Raw genomic sequence first — 16,973 nt, 5'->3', positions numbered from 1 at the left:
GCTCGGGCACCCTGGTCCCATGCGTGCACCCCGTGTCCAGTGCCCCGACTGCGAGCGCCCGGTCGCCCTCATGCCGACCCGGCGGACGGGCTACGGCGTCATCCACGACCACAAGCGCGAGCGGCACTCGCTCGTGCTGTGCTCCGGCAGCATGCGCCAACTCCCGCTCACCGACGCCACCCTGTGGCAGGACGCACTCCCCGGCCTGCCCGGGCAGTCCGACCGGGACGTCCCGCCGACCCTTTTCTGACGCACCCTCAACTCCCCTCCTGCGCACGGCAAAACCACTGTCCGACGCGGCGCGGCAAGGGTAGCGTCCCGCTTCGGCGGAACGGTTCGCACCAGGGGGTGGACACGGTGGACGGCGGCGCGCGGTACCAGTACCTGGAATCGCTGGACTCGACCCGCACCGGCCGCGCCCCGACCGCTTCTGCCGACATGACCGACACGGCCGACACGTACGCGGCGGAACTGCACCTGCAGATCTTCACCGAGGTGCTGATGACGCTCGCGCTGGGCCGCGCGGTGGTCGTCCCGCAGGCGTACGCCTTCGACTCCCCGGGGTTCCTGCGCGTCGCGACCACCGTCCTGCGGGCCCGGTCGACCGCCGCCGCGGGCGAACACCCCTTCCGGGTCCACCTGTTCGGGGTGCGCTCGTACCCGGAGGCGGTGGCCGCGATGCTCGGCCGGACCGCCGACGGCAGCCGCCCGTTCATGAGCAGCCTGCTGCCCGAACTCAACGACCCCGCCCGGTACGGCCTCGACCCGGGCGAGGTCCGGCAGCAGGCCGCCGACCTGGACCGCCTGCTGAACGCCGAGTGGCTGGGCGCCGAGCGGGCCGACGGGATCGCGCTGATCCACGACGAGTTCCGGCGGGTGCCCCGGGTCGCCCCCGCCCCGGCCGTCCGCCCCGGCGTCCGGCGCGCGGGGCTGGGCGAACTGGTGACGGCGGCGGCCGACGAGTCCGCACCGCTCCCCCGACTCCCGGACCCCGCAGGCCACTCCGAGCAGTACCGGGAGGTGCGGGCGGCCCTGGCCACCGCGATCCGCCGCCTCGGCGCCGGGAACCCCGCGCCCTTCGACGACCGCAGCCGGCTCCGGCTCGCCCTGCCCTGGCCCGGCGACGCCGCCGGACGGAGCCCGGCGGAGATCGTCCGCGGACCCGAACTCCTCGACCTGCTGGTCGAGTTCGTCGACACCCTCTACAACCTGATCGTCGCGGACTCGATCGGTGTCGCCGACTCCACCCTCAGCACCGCCACCGGCCCGTCCCGCCACCACCTGTCCGGCCGCGGCATCGCCAAGGAACTCGCCCTCGCCCACTACCGGGCCCGGACCCGCCCCGCCGACCCCCGCCCCGAACCGGCCCGGCAGGCCGGCGCACCACCGCTGTTCGAAGTCCGGGTGGACGCGGCGGGCGGCCTCTCCGAGGACACGGTGCACGCCCGGATGACCGCCCTGCACACGGACGCCGCCGACGCGATCACCACCCTCCTGACCGCCCGGGCCGAACGCGGCCGCAGCGCCAAGTCCCCGTTCTGGAAAGGCGTCGAGGAACTGCGCGCGGCCCAGGACCCGGCCTCGGCCCGCAAGGCGTTGGACGCCCACCTGGCCCGGGTGGCCGCTATCCTCGGCAACCGGGCCGACATCGCCCCGGCGGGCGGCCTGGCGATCGAGCTGGTCCTGACCGCGGCGGGCGCCGTCGGCCCGGCGATGGCCTCCGAGGTGTGGAAGCTGCCCGGCCTCGTCGGCTACCCGGCGATGGCGGTCGGCGCGGTCGGCAGCGTCCTCTACCGCAAGGGCAAGGACAGCGCGGTCCGCCGCCTCCTCGCCCGCCGGCTGGCCTGCGCCCTGGGACAGGTCGTCGACGTGAGGGGCTGAACGGCATGGCGGACACCGGAACCCCGGAACACGCGGAGCACCCGGACGCCGTCCGGCGCACCCGGGAAGTACTCGCCTACCGCAACCGCTTCGTCGACGTGTACGACGACGAGGTCGTCTTCCCCAGCGGGACGCCCGGCACCTACCTGAAGATCCGTCACCGCGACGAGGGTCTGGGCGTGGTGATCCTGCCCGTCCACGGCGACACCATCGGCCTGGTCCGCACCTACCGCTACCCCCTCGGCCGCCCCCAGTGGGCGCTGCCCCGCGGCTTCTCCCACGGCACCGACCCGCTGCTCACCGCCCGCACCGAACTCCACGAGGAACTCGGCATCCCCGACGCCGAGTTCCACCTCCTCGGCACCATGACCCCCGACTCCGGCCTGCTCGCCGCCGAAGTCGCCATCGTCCGAGCCCTCGTCCCCACCACCACCCCCAGCAGCCCCCTCGCCCCGGACGAAGTCACCGAAACCCGCTGGCTCCCCCTCCCCGAACTCTGGCACTGGATCGCCACCGGCGCCCTCGATGACGGCATGACCCTCGCCGCCCTCACCCTCGCCCAGGCCCACCGGCACCTGCCCTGAACACCCCGCCGAAAGCCCTCGAACCGGGCCACGACCGTCTCCGGAGCCGACCCGGCAGAGGTACTGAAGGACCGTCGGGAGCAAACGACCCAGGGCGGGTACCGACGTGACGCCGGTACCCGCCCTGGGCTGGTGGTTCACCCCACCAGGTGGCGGAGGGTGTGGGATTTGAACCCACGGTGACCAGAGGCCACGACAGTTTTCAAGACTGTTCCCTTAGGCCGCTCGGGCAACCCTCCTCGGTGGGGGTCAGCCTAACGGGTCGGGGCGGGTTCGGTGCACACCGTTTCGGGTGGGGGACTGTCAGTTGTCGCCCTTGCGTTCGCCGAGGGTGACGGTGGTCTTGGCGGGCTTGCCGTCGCGGGTGTACTCGACCTCGACCTTCTCGCCGGGCTTGTGGGTCCAGATCTCGCTGACCAGGGTCGGGCCGCTGTCGATGGCGATGCCGCCGAGCTTGGTGATGACGTCGCCAGCCTTGAGGCCGGCCTGGTCGGCGGGGCCGTTCGGGGTGACGGCCGGGGTGTCGCGGACGGCGGCGGTGGCGATCTGGGCGCCGTCGCCGCGGTAGTCGTCGTTGCGCAGGACGCCGAGGATCGCGTAGACCGGGGTGCCGTCCTTGATCAGGGTCTGGGCGACCCACTTGGCCTGGTTGATCGGGATGGCGAAGCCGAGGCCGATGGAGCCGGCCCGGCCGTTGCCGCTGGTGTTGGACTGGATCGCCGAGTTGATGCCGATCACCGAGCCGGAGGCGTCCAGCAGCGGGCCGCCGGAGTTGCCCGGGTTGATCGAGGCGTCGGTCTGCAGGGCGTTCATGTAGGAGGCCTGCGCGCCGGTCTCGTCGCCGGAGGCGACCGGGCGGTCCTTGGCGGAGATGATGCCGGTGGTGACGGTGCCTTCGAGGCCGTACGGGGCGCCGATGGCGATGGTGGCGTCGCCGATCGCGACCTTGTCGGAGTCGCCGAGCGGCAGCGGGTTGAGCTTGCCCGTCGGGGGCTTGTCGAGCTTGATCACCGCGACGTCGTAGCCCTCGGCCCGGCCGACCACCGAGGCGTCGTACGCGGAGCCGTCGGAGAACTTGACGGTGAGCTTGCCGCCGTTGGCGGCCGGCGCGACCACGTGGTTGTTGGTCAGGATGTGGCCCTCGGTGTCGAAGACGAACCCGGTGCCGGTGCCGGACTCGCTGGAGCCCTGGGCCTTGATGGTGACGGTGGACGGCAGCGCCTTGGCCGCGATCCCGGCGACGGACTCCGGGGCCCGGTCCAGGTTCTGGTGGGTGTTGCCGACCGTGACGGTGGTGCTGTTGTGGCTGGACCCGGCGCTGGAGGTGTCGTTGCGGTCCGTCACGGACGCGCCGATCGCCCCGCCGATCAGGCCCGCGACCAGCGCGACGGCCGCGACCAGTCCGATCAGCTTGCCGCGCTTGCCGTTGCCGGAACCGCCCGCCCCCGGCTGCGGGGCGCCCCAGGGCGCGCCCGGGCCGCCCGCGCCGCCGGTCGGTTCGAAGCCGGACGGGTTGCCCCAGCCGCCGACCGGGTGGCCTGCGCCGAACGGGTGGTGCGGCTGCTCGGGCGCACCGTAACCGCCGGGCGCGGCCGGGCCGCCGTCCTGGGCGTACGGGACCGGGGCGGCGGGCACCGCCGGGGCGACGGCCGTCGGGGCGTCGTGGCCCGGGGCGGCGGCGGTCGGGGCCGCGAACGGGTTGGTCGGGGCGTTCGGGGTGCCGTACGGGTTCTGGAACGGCGGCGGGGCGTCGAGCGGGGCCGAGGGCACCTTGCCGAGCTGGATGGTCTCGTCCGGACGCGGAGCGGCGGCAGCAGCGGGAGCGGCAGGAGCCGCCGGCACGGCGGGTGCGGGCGCGGGCGGGGAGACCGGGACGACCGGCGGCGGGGCGTCGAGGTAGGCGGGAGCCGGTGCGGGCGTACCGGAGCCGGCAGCCACCGCCTCGGTGCCGGCGGGCTCGGGGCCCTTCTCCGGCGGGGTGGTACCACTCGCGTGCTCGGTGCTCACGGACGACCTCCATCGCTGACAAGACCTTGGACTGCGGACCGCGGCGGCGCGTCCGGCGCGGTCGCAACCTCGGAGCACAGTTTTTCCTATGCCGGATTCGGACACCGTAAGCGGGCCCCTGAAGAAATCATGAGAAGCCTTAGGCCGCTCTGACATGCACACAGGTGGTCCCGCGATGCGGACGTCCGACCCCCCGGCCTTGGCGTTCCCCCGTCCGGGGGCTAGCCTTTCGCTCCTGTAAACCGAAGAACGTCGCGGGAGCTTGGACCAGCCAGGCTGAGAGTGCGCCGGTTCGACCGTAGGCCATGGTTGTGACGCCACCACGGGCGAGGGGGCGCTGACCGCCGGAACCTGTCCGGGTAATGCCGGCGTAGGGAGTATCGGCCATGTCGGCTGTTCCGTCTGCCCAAATTTCCGATCATGGTGCCGAGGCGCGCGCCGAGGCCCCGCTGACCCTCGACACGGCCCCGCCGCGCACCCTCGACTTCCGGGCGCTGTTCGCGCTCTGGGCGAACCTCGGGGTGAGCCTGATCGGGTTCACCAGTGCCGCGACGGTGCTGGGCGAACAGGGTCACGAGCTGGGCTTCACGGCCGCGGTGACCGCGATCGTGGCGGGCACCGCGATCGGCACCGCGATGCTGGCGGTGGCCGCCCTGGTGGGCGCCCGCACCGGCGCGCCGGCGATGGCGGTGCTGCGCGGACTGTTCGGCACCCGGCTGTCGTACGTGCCGACGGTGCTGAACATCCTGCAGTGCGTCGGCTGGGGCGTGTACGAGCTGACGGTGATCGCCTGGGGTGCCCAGACGGTGACCGGCACCGAGGGCTGGCGCTGGCTGTTCGTGCTGCTGGCGGGCGCGCTGACCACGGTGCTGACGATCTGGCCGCTGGGCGCGATCGCGGTGCTGCGCAAGTACGTGGCGGTCGCGGTCGGCGTGGCGATGGTGTACTTCACCGTCCAGTTCGCCCGGCAGGGCTTCCCGGACCCGGGCGCGGGCAACTGGGACGGCTTCCTGGCCGCGACGGACGCGGTGATCGCGGTGTCGATCTCCTTCGTCCCGCTGGCCGCGGACTACACCCGGCACGCGCGCAGCTCGGCGAAGGCGTTCTGGGGGACGTTCTCCGGCTACACGGTGGCCCAGGTGTGGTGCTACGTGCTGGGCGTGGTGGCGCTGCTGCAGTCGGGCGGCGACGCGAACCGGATCTTCGAGTCGTTCACCGGGGTGGCCGCGGGCTGGGCGTTCCTGCTGGTGCTGGTGCTGCGCGAGTCGGACCAGTCGTTCGCCAACGTGTACTCGACCGCGATGTCGATCCACAACCTGTGGCCGCGGGCCGACCGGCGGGTGCTGACCGGCGGCATCGGCGTGCTGGTGACGGTGCTGGCGCTGCAGATCAAGGAGTTCACCGACTCGTACTACGGGTTCCTCGGCCTGATCGGGTCGGTGTTCGTGCCGCTGTTCGCGGTGCTGGCGGTGGACTACTTCCTCGGCGCGGGCCGACGCGGCTGGGACCTGTCACAGGACGCGCCCGCGCGCTGGGTGATGCTGCTGCCGTGGGCGGTCGGCTTCGCGGTGTACCAGTTCCTGGCGCCGTCGAAGATCGGCGACTGGTGGACCGGCCGCTGGGAGGACCTGCAGCAGGCGGTGCACTTCACCCCGCAGGCGTGGAGCTCGGCCTCGCTGTTCTCGTTCCTGGTCGCGGCGCTGGTCACCCTCGCGGTGACGGCGCTGGCGGGCGGCGCGAGCAGCGGGAACGGCGGGAGCAGCGGGGGCGTCGGCCGGAAGGGCTGAGGCCGGGGCCGGCGGACGGACGGGGCCGGCGGACGGACGGGGCCGGCGGACGGCAGACGGACGGGCCCGGGGTTTCAGGGGATCAGCACGATCTTGCCGGTGACGGTGCCGGACTCGGCGAGGCGCAGTGCCTCGGCGGCGTCGGTGAGCGGGAGGCGGGCGGCCAGTGGCGCGGTGATCTCGCCGCGCCGGACGGCGTCCAGGACGGCGGTGAGGTCGGCGCGCAGCCGGGACCGGAAGCGGTCGCGGCCCAGCGCCCGGCCCGCCCAGATGTTGTAGAAGTGGGCGCGGCGGCCGTTCGGCACGGTGTTCCACCACCAGGTGCGGGCCAGGATCTTGAGCACCGGCCACTGCTTGGAGCCGGTGTCGTCGCGGGTCGCGGCGCTGCCGTAGGCGACCAGGGTGCCGCGGGGGGCGAGCAGGCCCCAGGAGTCGACCACGCTGCGCAGGCCGACGTGGTCGAAGACGGCGTCCACCCCGCCGGGGGCGAGGCGGCGGACCTGGGCGGGGACGTCGCCGGTGCGGTAGTCGACGGGGGTGACGCCGAGGGCGCGCAGCGTGTCGTGGTGGCGCGGGGAGGCGGTGCCGATCACCTCGGCGCCGGCGGCGCGGGCGAGTTGGGCGAGGAGCTGGCCGACGCCGCCGCCCGCGCCGTGCACCAGGACGGTCTGTCCGGCGCGGACCCGGGCGTGGCGGTGCAGCATCTGGTGGGCGGTGATGCCGTTGACGACGGCGGTCTCCGCCTCGGCCGGGTCGAGGCCGTCCGGGACGGGCACGGTGTCGGCCGGGTCGAGCAGGACGTGGCTGGCCCAGCCGCCGGTCTTGGTGAGCGCGGCGATCCGGCGCCCCGCCAGGGCGGGGTCGGTGCCCGGGCCGGTGGCGGTGATCCGGCCGACCAGGTCGTAGCCCGGGACGAACGGGAACGGCGGCTGGTCGTAGTAGCGGCCGCGGCGCATCTGCTGCTCGGCGAAGGAGACGCCGGTGGCCTCGACGGCGACCAGCACCTGGCCCGGTCCGGGGGTGGGGACGGCGGAGCGGCGCACCTGGAGGCCCTCCGGTTCGACGAGGCCGGGGAGGACGATCTCGACGAGGCGGCCGTCGTGGTCGCGGTCGCGGTTGTGGTCGCGGTCGCGGTTGTGGTTGTGGTTGTCACGGTGGTTCATGGGGCTTCCCTTCGATAGAAGCTATCGCTTTTGTTAGACCCTCTAACTCTTCAAGTTCTAGCATCGCGCTTCCGTGAGAGTCAACAGCAACAGTGATAGGTTCTAACGAAAGTGAGGGCATCTGACGGATGCGTGACGCCAGAACGGCAGCGAGAGGCACCCCATGACCATGGAGACGGAGACCGGCACCCCGCGGGAGCGCTACCGCGCCCAGGTCCGCGAGGAGATCAAGCAGCACGCCCGCACCCAGATCGCCGAGGCGGGCGCCTCCGCGCTCTCGCTGAACGCGATCGCCAAGCGGATGGGGGTGAGCGGCCCCGCCCTCTACCGGTACTTCGCCAACCGGGACGAGCTGATCACCGCGCTGATCACCGACGGTTACCGCAGCCTGGCCGAGGCGCTGGGCGAGCGGGCCGAGCAGGGCGGGGACCTGCCCGAGCTGGCGCGGGCGCTGCGGGCGTGGGCGCTGGCCGATCCACAGCGCTACTTCCTGCTGTACGGCACCCCCGTCCCGGGCTATCACGCCCCGCCGGAGACCACCGAGCTCGCCGCCGCCACCATGTCCGCCCTGCTGGAGGCCGCCGCCCGGCACCAGCAGCCGCCGGTCGACCCCGGGCGGGCCGACGCCCGGCTCTACTCCCACCTGGGCGGGCGGAACGAGTGGGCCGGTTCGCGCCGGGCGACCTCCCTGGAGCTGCGCCGGGCCCTGGCGTTCTGGACCAGGCTGCACGGCGTGCTCTCGCTCGAACTGGCCGGCCACTTCACCGGCATGGGCCTGGACCCGGAGCTGCTCTACACCGCCGAGGCCGAGTCCCTCACCCGCGGCTGACCCGCCGGAGCACACCACGGGGCCGCCCTGCCGGAACACACCGCCAGAACACATCGCCGGAACACACCGCCGGAACACACCGCCGGGCCAGGTGTTCACCCGGGCGTCGCCGTGCCGGAAGCCGGGCGACATCCCGGCCCTCGTAGGGTGGGCGGCGTGGACACCCAGCACAGCGCCGCGACCGCGCCGAATGCCCCGATCGACCGTTCCGCGGTGAAGGTGATCGCCCACCGGGGCTCCTCGGCGGCCCTGCCGGAGCACACCGAGCAGGCGTACCTGCGGGCCCTGGAGGAGGGCGCGGACGGGCTGGAGTGCGACGTCCGGGTCACCGCCGACGGGCAGTTGGTGTGCGTGCACGACCGCACAGTGCACCGGACCTCGGACGGGCAGGGCGTGGTGTCGGCCATGACGCTGGCCCAGCTCTCCCGGCTGGACTTCGGCTCGTGGAAGCACCCGGAGCAGCCGGAGCCCAGCCCGGTCCTCACCCTGGAGCGGCTGCTGGAGCTGGTCGCGGACGCCGGGCGGCGGGTGGAGCTGGCGATCGAGACCAAGCACCCGGTGCGCTACGCGGGCCGGGTGGAGTCCGAACTGCTGCGGGTGCTGGGCCGGTTCAACCTGCTGCCGGCCTCCCCGGAGGAGTCGACGGTGCGGGTGATGAGCTTCTCCGAGCTGGCCCTGCACCGGGTCCGGCGGGCCGCCCCGGCGCTGCCCCGGGTGTACCTGTGGGAGCGCCGGGTGCCGATCCTCGGCCGTACCCGCGCGCTGCCCGGCGGCGCCGCCGTCGCCGGCCCGGGCATGGACCTGGTGCGCCGCGACCCGGGCCTGGTGACGGCGCTGCGCCGGGCCGGGCACCGGGTGCACGTCTGGACGGTCGACCGCCCCGAGGACGTCGAACTCTGCCTGGAACTGGGCGTGGAGGCCCTGATCACCAACCGCCCGGCCGACGTCCTGGCCCAGCTCGGCCGCTGACCCGGCGCCCGCCCCCGGCAGCCACCCCCGGTGCCCAATCGCGCCGCAGGAATACCGAACGGGGTATTTCCGGGCGCCCTTTCCCATGGATCACCACAACAGAACGTGAGAGACACCTCACCTTTTGCCCCCGGTCCGTGCGGATGCCGTTGCGGATGCCGATGGTGATGCCGTTGCGGATGCCGTTAATGCCGCGATCGGATCGTCGAACGTCCGTTTCCGACGCATTACCTGCGGGCATCCATCCCTCGGCAGAAGCCTGAAGGAGGTCCGGGGGTGGCGTTGATGGTGGCACGAGCTGTGCCAGTTCAGGCCGGGTCGTCCTCATCGGCCATGGCCGTTCCGCACGGTCCGGCCAGTGTTTCGGCGGCACGACGGAGGCTGCGCCGTGATCTCGGCGACCGCGCCATACCTGATCCGGTGATTGACGACGCGGTGTTGATCCTCTCCGAACTGCTCAGCAATTCCTGTCGGCACGCCAGGCCGCTGCACCTCGTGGACGAGCCCGACGGCCACGGCCCTGCGGACGGCCCCGCGGACCGGGACGCCGACCGGGACGCCGACCGGGACGCGGGCGGGGACACCGGCAGGGACACCGGCGGGGAGGACGATCCCGGTACGGTGCTGGTGAGTTGGCGGATGCGCGGCGACGGCCTGCTGACCCTGGAGGTGACCGACGGCGGGGCGAGCACCCGTCCGGTGCCGGCCGGGCCGTCGGTGACGGCGCACGGCGGGCGGGGGTTGAACATCGTCGGGCAGCTGGCGCGGGACTGGGGCGTGCGGCACGCACCCGGTCAGGTGACGGTGTGGGCGGAGCTGCCGGCGTTCGGGCAGGTCGTGGGCGGCGGGCGGCGGCGGAGCGCCTGAGCGGGGCGGCGCGGGCGAAGTAGGCTGCCGGGTGCAACCCGTCCGACCTCCCCGGGAGAGCCGCAGCATGGCCAAGAAGGCCGCGAAGAAGCAGCCCAGCCAGTCCACCGCCGTCGAGGGCGAGGTCCCGGTCGTCGGGGCGCGCGAGGCGTGCCCGTGCGGTTCGGGCCGCCGGTACAAGGCGTGTCACGGCCGCCAGGCGGCGCACGCGGTGCAGGAGTTGGTGCACCGGCCGTTCGACGGCCTGCCGGGCGAGGCGGACTGGGTGGCGCTGCGCGAGCTGGTGCCGGCCGCCACGGTGCCGCTGACACTGGCGGCGGGCGTGGCCGACGAGGCCGTCGGCGAGGTGCCGTCGGTGACGCTGGCGACGGTGCTGCCGCTGGCCTGGCCGGCGCTGCGGCGGGCCGACGGCTCGATCCTGCTGGGCCTGCAGACCCAGTCCTCCTCGGGCGACCTGAGCCGTGACCTGGCGGACGCGCTGGAGCTGGCGCTGGCCACCGAGCCGGGCACCCCGGTGCCGGCCCGCCGGACCGTGCCGAACGGCCGCCGCCTGCAGGAACTGCTCGACACCACGGCCGAGTTCGTGCCCGAGGTGTTCACCGGCTTCGAGTTCTGGCTGGAGGACGCCGAGTCGGCGACCGGCGAGGTGGCGGCCTCGCTGGAGCGGGCGAACGCCTCCGCGATCCCGACCGAGAAGCTGGCCGGGGTGCACTCGGCGTACTGGTGCGGCACCCCGGACAAGAACCACCTGCGCTGGGTGATGACCGTCCCCGAGGAGCAGCTGCTGGACGCGCTGGCCCGGCTGTCGGCGGCCGGCGAGAGCTCGCTGGGCGAGGGCACCAAGCTGGTGGGCTCGTTCCGGGCGCACGGCCTGACGGTGCCGGTCTGGGACCTGCCGGTGGACATGGCCGCCGCCGAGGTGGAGAAGCCGGCCGCGGAGTTCGCCGCGAAGCTGGCCGAGGTGCTGGCCGCGCCCGCGCCGCTGACCGCGGAGGAGCGCCGGGCCCGGGCGAACCTGGTGAGCCGTCAGATCACCCTGAACTGACCGGAATCCGCCGGAACCGGCCGGAAAGCGTTCCGGCGGGCTCCGGGAAGCGTTCCGGGAAGTGATCCGCGTCACATTTCCGCCGCGCCGTCGGGATTCTCCGGGGCCGCCCGGGACTTCCCAAGGGCCTTTCGGCGTGGACAAATTGGCGCGGAGCCGGATCTTTGTTACTGTTTGAACAGTCCGACCGCTGGTGCATCCCCCGTCGCCAGCGGTCGGACATTTCTCGTTCCGGGCCGTACCGTACCCGGCTCCTGACGGAGCATCATCAAATCCCTGGTCAGCGCCGCGGGAGCAGCACCGCGCTGGCGGTGATCATCCCGCCGAGCAGCGTCCCGACCTCCGGCAGCCAGGGCCGCCCCGGGCCGGGGCGGGACACCCAGTGCACCGGGCCCGCGCCCGTCCGCGAGGGCGGCAGCACCAGGTAGCCGCCCGGCCCGTGGTAGCGCAGCACGCCGGGCACCCAGGGCCGTTCGGCCAGCAGCCCGCCGAGCTCCGGCAGCGTGTAGGGGGCGGTCAGCAGCACGAACCGGCCCGGGGTGCCGAGCACCGGCCCGTAGGGGACGCCGATCTCGTCCAGGTGCCGCAGCAGCCAGGGTCCGGCGGGGCGGGGCAGGCTCACCGCGCCCAGGGCCCCGCCGGTCGCGGCCAGCACGGGCGCGCCCGGCGCCCGGTGCTCCCACCACCAGCGCACCATCCGCGGATCGGTGGTGGCCGCCTCCAGCGGCGGGTCGCACGGGTGCGCGCCGGGCGTCGCGCAGGCCCGGTCGGCGCAGGAGCAGGGCCCGGACGCGCCGCGCAGCGGCCGGGCGCCCGGCACGACCGGCCAGCCGAAGCCGACGGCGGCCTGCAGGGCGGCGGTGAGTGCCAGCGACCGGGACCGGCGGCCCGGCAGCCACTGGACCACCCGCTCGGACAGCGGCTCTCGGCGGGGTGGGCGCATGGCGGCTCGTTCCTTTCCGCGTGCGGGGTCGGCGTGCTCGGCATGACCGGCGTGACCGGCGTGACCGGTGCGGCCCGGCGGGCGGACCGGTCGGCGCGGGCGGCCGCGGTGCGTTCCGACTGCCCGCCATTGGAACGAGAATCCCCCATACGTCCGGATGGACGCGGCCCCGCGGGCCCCGGTTCCACCGTACGAGTGAGTGCGGGCCGCCCCGGGTGGCACCCCGGCGGCCTGCGCATACGATCCCTGGCACGTTCGGCCGCCGCACTTCTGGACATGCCCCGATCGGCCTGTGTACAAGTGGGGGAATCATGCCGAGTAGTGAGTAAAGACATCGTTTCGGTCGGTCTCGGGGGTCCTGCGTGACACGTTCCGGATTGTGGGGAGTTGCGACATGACCGACATCCAGCCGCTGACGTCCGAGGTGACGGCGTCCGAGGTGCTGACCTCCGAGGTGCTGGCGGCCGAAGTGCTGGCGGCCGAGGTGACGGCGGCCGACCGGGTGCTGCTGCCGGAGCTGGGCGAGGTGCCGACGGCCGACCTGCAGGACCGTTTGGCCGGATGGCTGTCCGATTTCACCAGCCTGCAGGAGCACCTGGAGCTGCTGGCCCGGGCCGACGGGCTGTCCGGCACGCTGGACGCGCTGCTCGACTCGGGCGCCGCGCTGCTGGGCGCCCGCCGCGGCCTGGTGGTCACCCTGCGGCCCGGCCCGGCCCGCACGCTGGGCCGCCCGGTCGGGCTCGGCCTGGACCGGGCGATGCTCGGCGCGCTGGAGACCGTGCCGGTCGAGCACGGCCCGTTCGCCGGGCTGCTGAGCGCGGGCGCCGACGGCCGGCTGCTGATCGCCGACCTGGCCGGCGACCCGGCGGTGGGCGCCCGGTTCCGCGAGGTCGCCGCCCAGCTGGGCCTGGGCGCCTGCTACGCGCTGCCGCTGGGCACCGAGCGGGACGGCGCGCTGGGCGCCGCCGTCTGGTTCTACGACGAGCCGGGCCGCCCCGACGGGCGCCGCGAGCACCTGGTGCGCCGCTACTGCGAGTTCGCCGCGCCGCTGCTGGCCCGCCAGCTGGAGGCCGACCGGGCGCTGCGGGCCACCGAGACGCTGCGCCGCTCGCTGCTGCCCGACCACCTGCCGTCCCTGGCCGGGCTGAAGGTCGCGGCCCGCTGCGTCCCGGCCGCGCTGGAGCACGCCGCCGGCAGCGACTGGTACGACGCGATCGCGCTGCCGGACGACACGCTGGGCCTGACCGTGGGCAGCGTGCTCGGCGGCGGCCCGAGCGCCGGGCCGGGCGCGGGCGCGGGCGCGGCGGCCGCGATGGGCCGGGTCCGGGCGGCGCTGCGCGCCTACGCGGTGCTGGAGGGCGAGGACCCGGTGTCGGTGCTCGGCGACCTGGAGCTGCTGCTGAAGACCACCGAGCCGACCCGGTCCGCCACCGCCGTCTACGCCTGCGTGGACCCGGCGGAGCGGCGGATCGCGTTGGCGGGCGCGGCGAACTGCCCGCCGGTGCTGCTGACCGGGTACGGGGCGAACTTCGTCGAGACCTCGCTGTCCGCGCCGCTGGGCATGCTCAGCTGCTGGGAGGCGCCGGGGGTGGAGCTGACCGCGGAGCGCGGCGACGTGCTGGTGCTGTACACCGAGGGCCTGGCCCGCCGGTTCGCGCCGACCCTGCACGCCGGGCAGAGCGCGCTGCGCCGGGTCGCCGCCGACGCCCCCCGGGACGTCCGGCTGGACCCGGAGCGGCTCTGCGCGCACCTGCTGGAGCAGGCCGGCGGCGAGGGCCCCGGCGAGGACGACCTGGTGCTGCTGGCGGCCCGCTTCGAGTAGCCGCCCGCGGGGCCCCGACCGCCCGCCGCCGGGGGCGGACAGCAGGACGGGCGGCGCGGCGGACAGCGGAGCGAACACCCTTTCTCCACCCGAACGGCCCTACGTACCATGGGGGCGACATCCGCCCGCACGCCCCGCGCCCCGGGGACGGGCGGGCGGTAGCACGCGCAAGGAGGCGACGTAGTGACCGAGGACCGCAGCCCCGCGGTGTCCGAGAACCCCGAGGGTTCCGTCGAGGGCGAGGAGGAGGAGAAGCCCAAGGGCCGCAAGAACGGCGTGTACGGCGGCATCTCCGAGGAACTCGAGGCGTCCATGCGCTCCGGCTGGGCCGACACCGAGCTGCACGGCCTGGAGCCGGACGTGCAGGCCCCGTACGCCGCCGCGCGGCGCGCCCGGCTGTCCGCCGCGTTCCCGGGCGAGCGGCTGGTCGTCCCCGCGGGCAACCTGCGGACCCGCGCCAACGACACCGAGTACGCCTTCCGCGCCGCCAGCGAGTACGTGCACCTGACGGGCAACCGGACCGAGGACGCGATCCTGGTCGGCGAGCCGGTCGAGGGCGGCCACGACTTCGCGCTGTACCTGCTGCCGCGCTCGGACCGGGAGAACGGCGAGTTCTGGCTGAGCGGCCAGGGCGAGCTGTGGGTCGGCCGCCGGCACTCGCTCACCGAGTCCGAGCAGCTGTACGGCCTGCCGGTGCGCGACGTCCGCACCGCCGCCGAGGAGCTGGCCGCGACCACCGTCCCGACCCGCCTGGTGCGCGGCTACGACGCCGGCCTGGAGGCCGCGCTGGCCGAGCAGCTGGACGCGGAGAAGGACGAGGAGCTGAAGGTCTTCCTGTCCGGGCTGCGCCTGGTCAAGGACGAGTGGGAGATCGGCGAGCTGCGCGCCGCCTGCGACGCCACCGTGCTCGGCTTCACCGACGTGGTGCGCGAGCTGGACCGGGCCGTCGCCACCTCGGAGCGCTGGATCGAGGGCACCTTCTGGCGCCGCGCCCGGGTCGAGGGCAACGACGTCGGCTACGGCTCGATCGCCGCGGCCGGCCCGCACGCCACCACCCTGCACTGGGTCCGCAACGACGGCGACGTCCGCCCGGGCGAGCTGCTGCTGCTGGACGCGGGCGTGGAGACGCACACCCTGTACACCGCGGACGTGACCCGCACGCTGCCGATCAACGGCCGCTTCACCCCGCTGCAGCGCAAGATCTACCAGGCCGTGTACGACGCCCAGGAGGCCGGCATCGCCGCGGTCCGGCCGGGCAACCAGTACCTGGACTTCCACAAGGCTGCCCAGCGGGTGCTGGCCGCGCGCCTGCTGGAGTGGGGCCTGATCGACGACTCGGTCTACGACCTGGAGAAGGTCCTGGAGCTGGGCCTGCAGCGCCGCTGGACCCTGCACGGCACCGGCCACATGCTCGGCCTCGACGTGCACGACTGCGCGCACGCCCGCCGCGAGGACTACGTGGACGCGGTGCTGGAGCCCGGCATGGTGCTGACCGTCGAGCCCGGCCTGTACTTCCAGGCCGACGACCTGACGGTGCCGGAGGAGTACCGGGGCATCGGCGTCCGGATCGAGGACGACATCCTGGTCACCGCCGACGGCCACGAGAACCTCTCCGCGGGCCTGCCCCGGCAGGCCGACGAGGTCGAGACCTGGATGGCCTCGCTGACCTCCTGACGGTCCGTCCGCCGCTCCGCACCGAGCCCCCGTCCGGCCTGCCGGCGGGGGCCCGGTGCGTTCAGTGGCGGCGCCCCCAGCCCGAACGGGCGGCCGGGACGCGGACATTCTTCTCGAAACGGGCACGGGTGGGCATGGACATTCGACGCTCCGCAGCGCTGGGTGTGATGGACGGACGGTCGGCCCTCGACGTGGCGACACCCCCATCCTCCCGGGAGGTTGTCACCCGATTCCAAAGGTTTTCCGCCCCCGTCCGGTCAGCCTCCGGCCCGGTCCGTGCGCATCCGTCCGTCCGGACCCCGTCCGGGTGCCGCCCGGGCCGTCCCCGCGGGCCGAGGCACTACACTCGCGGCGAACCGCCCCCGGCCGCCCCTGGAGCAGCGCCATGGCCCAGCCCGTGCCCGTCGTCATCGGCAGGCGTCCGGCGCCCGTGCACACCGTCGCGGTGTACGCCTTCGCCGGCATGGCGCCGTTCGAACTCGGCGTCGTGGTCGAGGTGTTCGCCCTCGCCCGGCCCGAACTCGCCGGGCTGCTGGCCGCCCCCTGGTACGACGTCCGGGTGTGCGCGGAGCGCCCCGGCCACCCGCTGGAGGCGGTCGGCGGCTTCTCGCTGACGCCCCGGCACGGCCTGGAGGAACTGGCCGCCGCCGACACCGTGGTGGTGGCCGGGGTGCCCGACCCGTACGGCGACGTCCCGCCCGCGCTGGTCGCCGCGCTGCGCACCGCGCACTCCCGCGGCGCCCGACTGGTCTCGATCTGCTCGGGCGCCTTCGCGCTGGCCGCCGCCGGGCTGCTGGACGGCCTGCCCGCCACCACCCACTGGCGGTACGCGGAGCTGCTGCGCCGCCGGCACCCGGAGGTCCGGGTCGACCCGGACGTGCTGTACGTCGACAACGGCCAGGTGCTGACCAGCGCGGGCAGCGCCGCCGGCATCGACCTCTGCCTGCACCTGGTCCGGCAGGACCACGGCGCGAAGGTCGCCAACACCGTCGCCCGCCGCTTCGTGGTGCCGCCGCACCGGGACGGCGGGCAGGCCCAGTTCATCGAGGCGGCGGTTCGGCCGGTGGACGAGCCGGAGGACGGGGTGGCCCGGTCGATGCGCTGGGCGCTGGAGCAGCTGGCCCGCCCGCTCACCGTGCAGCTGCTGGCCCGGGCGGCCGGCATGTCCGACCGCTCGTACCTGCGGCACTTCACCGCCCGCAACGGGGTCAGCCCGATGCGCTGGGTGGCGATCCAGCGGATCGCGGCCAGCCTGCCGCTGCTGGAGTCGCCGGAGGGCAGTGTGGAGGAGATCGCCGCGGCCGTCGGATTCGAGTCCGCGGCGACCTTCCGGCACCACTTCGGCCGCACCATGCGCACCTCGCCGACCGCCTACCGGCGGACCTTCGGCCGGGCGGCCTGA

The 16,973-nt window shown here is 74.3% G+C and carries 14 protein-coding genes, 1 tRNA gene and 1 riboswitch; of the genes, 11 read left to right on the top strand and 4 right to left on the bottom strand.

Annotated features, from left to right (window positions below):
• The first annotated feature begins 19 nt into the window (after positions 1 to 19).
• The 3 genes from ACIQBJ_RS10960 to ACIQBJ_RS10950 all read left to right on the top strand — a co-directional run bounded on the left by ACIQBJ_RS10960 (position 20) and on the right by ACIQBJ_RS10950 (position 2,465).
• Positions 20 to 250, top strand: a complete 231-nt coding sequence (locus ACIQBJ_RS10960) for a hypothetical protein (RefSeq protein WP_400707095.1) — start codon at positions 20 to 22, stop codon at positions 248 to 250.
• Between the two features lie 98 nt (positions 251 to 348).
• Positions 349 to 1,881, top strand: coding sequence for a hypothetical protein (locus tag ACIQBJ_RS10955; protein ID WP_400707092.1), 1,533 nt, complete (start codon positions 349 to 351; stop codon positions 1,879 to 1,881).
• A gap of 5 nt (positions 1,882 to 1,886) precedes the next feature.
• Positions 1,887 to 2,465, top strand: a complete 579-nt coding sequence (locus tag ACIQBJ_RS10950; protein ID WP_400707089.1) for an NUDIX hydrolase — start codon at positions 1,887 to 1,889, stop codon at positions 2,463 to 2,465.
• Between the two features lie 150 nt (positions 2,466 to 2,615).
• Here the strand turns inward: ACIQBJ_RS10950 and ACIQBJ_RS10945 are convergent.
• Both ACIQBJ_RS10945 and ACIQBJ_RS10940 read right to left on the bottom strand, forming a co-directional pair.
• A tRNA-Ser gene (locus ACIQBJ_RS10945) sits at positions 2,616 to 2,704 on the bottom strand.
• 64 nt (positions 2,705 to 2,768) lie between these two features.
• Complete coding sequence (locus ACIQBJ_RS10940; protein WP_400707086.1) at positions 2,769 to 4,472, bottom strand: S1C family serine protease; 1,704 nt, start codon at positions 4,470 to 4,472, stop codon at positions 2,769 to 2,771.
• A gap of 244 nt (positions 4,473 to 4,716) precedes the next feature.
• Positions 4,717 to 4,868, top strand: a riboswitch (TPP riboswitch).
• Here ACIQBJ_RS10940 and ACIQBJ_RS10935 point away from each other — a divergent pair.
• Positions 4,859 to 6,259 (top strand): purine-cytosine permease family protein, encoded by a 1,401-nt coding sequence (locus tag ACIQBJ_RS10935; RefSeq protein ID WP_400707083.1) that lies wholly within the window; start codon positions 4,859 to 4,861, stop codon positions 6,257 to 6,259. Its footprint overlaps the riboswitch before it by 10 nt.
• A 74-nt stretch (positions 6,260 to 6,333) precedes the next feature.
• Here the strand turns inward: ACIQBJ_RS10935 and ACIQBJ_RS10930 are convergent, their stop codons facing one another.
• Positions 6,334 to 7,422 carry a medium chain dehydrogenase/reductase family protein gene (locus ACIQBJ_RS10930; protein ID WP_400707080.1) on the bottom strand — a complete coding sequence of 363 codons (1,089 nt, stop codon included), beginning with the start codon at positions 7,420 to 7,422 and terminating at the stop codon, positions 6,334 to 6,336.
• A 163-nt stretch (positions 7,423 to 7,585) separates the two neighbouring features.
• On the opposite strand from ACIQBJ_RS10930, the gene ACIQBJ_RS10925 reads away from it, so the two are divergent.
• The 4 genes from ACIQBJ_RS10925 to ACIQBJ_RS10910 all read left to right on the top strand — a co-directional run bounded on the left by ACIQBJ_RS10925 (position 7,586) and on the right by ACIQBJ_RS10910 (position 11,132).
• A complete protein-coding gene (locus ACIQBJ_RS10925; RefSeq protein WP_400707077.1) occupies positions 7,586 to 8,251 on the top strand; it encodes a TetR/AcrR family transcriptional regulator in 666 nt (221 codons plus the stop codon).
• Between the two features lie 156 nt (positions 8,252 to 8,407).
• Positions 8,408 to 9,220: a glycerophosphodiester phosphodiesterase gene (locus ACIQBJ_RS10920; protein WP_400707074.1), complete on the top strand. Its 813-nt coding sequence runs from the start codon at positions 8,408 to 8,410 to the stop codon at positions 9,218 to 9,220.
• A gap of 420 nt (positions 9,221 to 9,640) precedes the next feature.
• Positions 9,641 to 10,087 carry an ATP-binding protein gene (locus ACIQBJ_RS10915; protein WP_400707071.1) on the top strand — a complete coding sequence of 149 codons (447 nt, stop codon included), beginning with the start codon at positions 9,641 to 9,643 and terminating at the stop codon, positions 10,085 to 10,087.
• Between the two features lie 67 nt (positions 10,088 to 10,154).
• Positions 10,155 to 11,132 carry a DUF5926 family protein gene (locus tag ACIQBJ_RS10910; protein WP_400707068.1) on the top strand — a complete coding sequence of 326 codons (978 nt, stop codon included), beginning with the start codon at positions 10,155 to 10,157 and terminating at the stop codon, positions 11,130 to 11,132.
• Between the two features lie 280 nt (positions 11,133 to 11,412).
• Here ACIQBJ_RS10910 and ACIQBJ_RS10905 read toward each other — a convergent pair whose 3' ends face one another.
• A complete protein-coding gene (locus ACIQBJ_RS10905) occupies positions 11,413 to 12,075 on the bottom strand; it encodes a bifunctional DNA primase/polymerase (protein ID WP_400707065.1) in 663 nt (220 codons plus the stop codon).
• Positions 12,076 to 12,469: 394 nt separating this feature from the next.
• Here ACIQBJ_RS10905 and ACIQBJ_RS10900 point away from each other — a divergent pair, with 394 nt between their 5' ends.
• The 3 genes from ACIQBJ_RS10900 (at position 12,470) to ACIQBJ_RS10890 (ending at position 16,973) form a co-directional block, all read left to right on the top strand.
• Complete coding sequence (locus tag ACIQBJ_RS10900; RefSeq protein ID WP_400707062.1) at positions 12,470 to 13,897, top strand: PP2C family protein-serine/threonine phosphatase; 1,428 nt, start codon at positions 12,470 to 12,472, stop codon at positions 13,895 to 13,897.
• Positions 13,898 to 14,080: 183 nt separating this feature from the next.
• Positions 14,081 to 15,571, top strand: a complete 1,491-nt coding sequence (locus ACIQBJ_RS10895; protein ID WP_400707059.1) for an aminopeptidase P family protein — start codon at positions 14,081 to 14,083, stop codon at positions 15,569 to 15,571.
• Positions 15,572 to 15,956: 385 nt separating this feature from the next.
• Positions 15,957 to 16,973, top strand: coding sequence for a helix-turn-helix domain-containing protein (locus tag ACIQBJ_RS10890; RefSeq protein ID WP_400707055.1), 1,017 nt, complete (start codon positions 15,957 to 15,959; stop codon positions 16,971 to 16,973).

It is taken from the genome of Kitasatospora sp. NPDC088391, from assembly GCF_044753345.1.
GTDB lineage: Bacteria > Actinomycetota > Actinomycetes > Streptomycetales > Streptomycetaceae > Kitasatospora.
This window is presented reverse-complemented; position numbering and strand designations above follow the sequence as displayed.

What these genes read in the sequence shown, in the direction of transcription:
- ACIQBJ_RS10890 (WP_400707055.1), top strand. Translation starts at nt 15,957, where the DNA reads ATGGCCCAGCCCGTGCCCGTCGTCATCGGCAGGCGTCCGGCGCCCGTG.
- ACIQBJ_RS10910 (WP_400707068.1), top strand. Translation starts at nt 10,155, where the DNA reads ATGGCCAAGAAGGCCGCGAAGAAGCAGCCCAGCCAGTCCACCGCCGTC.
- ACIQBJ_RS10930 (WP_400707080.1), bottom strand. Translation starts at nt 7,422, where the DNA reads ATGAACCACCGTGACAACCACAACCACAACCGCGACCGCGACCACAAC.
- ACIQBJ_RS10900 (WP_400707062.1), top strand. Translation starts at nt 12,470, where the DNA reads ATGACCGACATCCAGCCGCTGACGTCCGAGGTGACGGCGTCCGAGGTG.
- ACIQBJ_RS10950 (WP_400707089.1), top strand. Translation starts at nt 1,887, where the DNA reads ATGGCGGACACCGGAACCCCGGAACACGCGGAGCACCCGGACGCCGTC.
- ACIQBJ_RS10935 (WP_400707083.1), top strand. Translation starts at nt 4,859, where the DNA reads ATGTCGGCTGTTCCGTCTGCCCAAATTTCCGATCATGGTGCCGAGGCG.
- ACIQBJ_RS10960 (WP_400707095.1), top strand. Translation starts at nt 20, where the DNA reads ATGCGTGCACCCCGTGTCCAGTGCCCCGACTGCGAGCGCCCGGTCGCC.
- ACIQBJ_RS10925 (WP_400707077.1), top strand. Translation starts at nt 7,586, where the DNA reads ATGACCATGGAGACGGAGACCGGCACCCCGCGGGAGCGCTACCGCGCC.
- ACIQBJ_RS10905 (WP_400707065.1), bottom strand. Translation starts at nt 12,075, where the DNA reads ATGCGCCCACCCCGCCGAGAGCCGCTGTCCGAGCGGGTGGTCCAGTGG.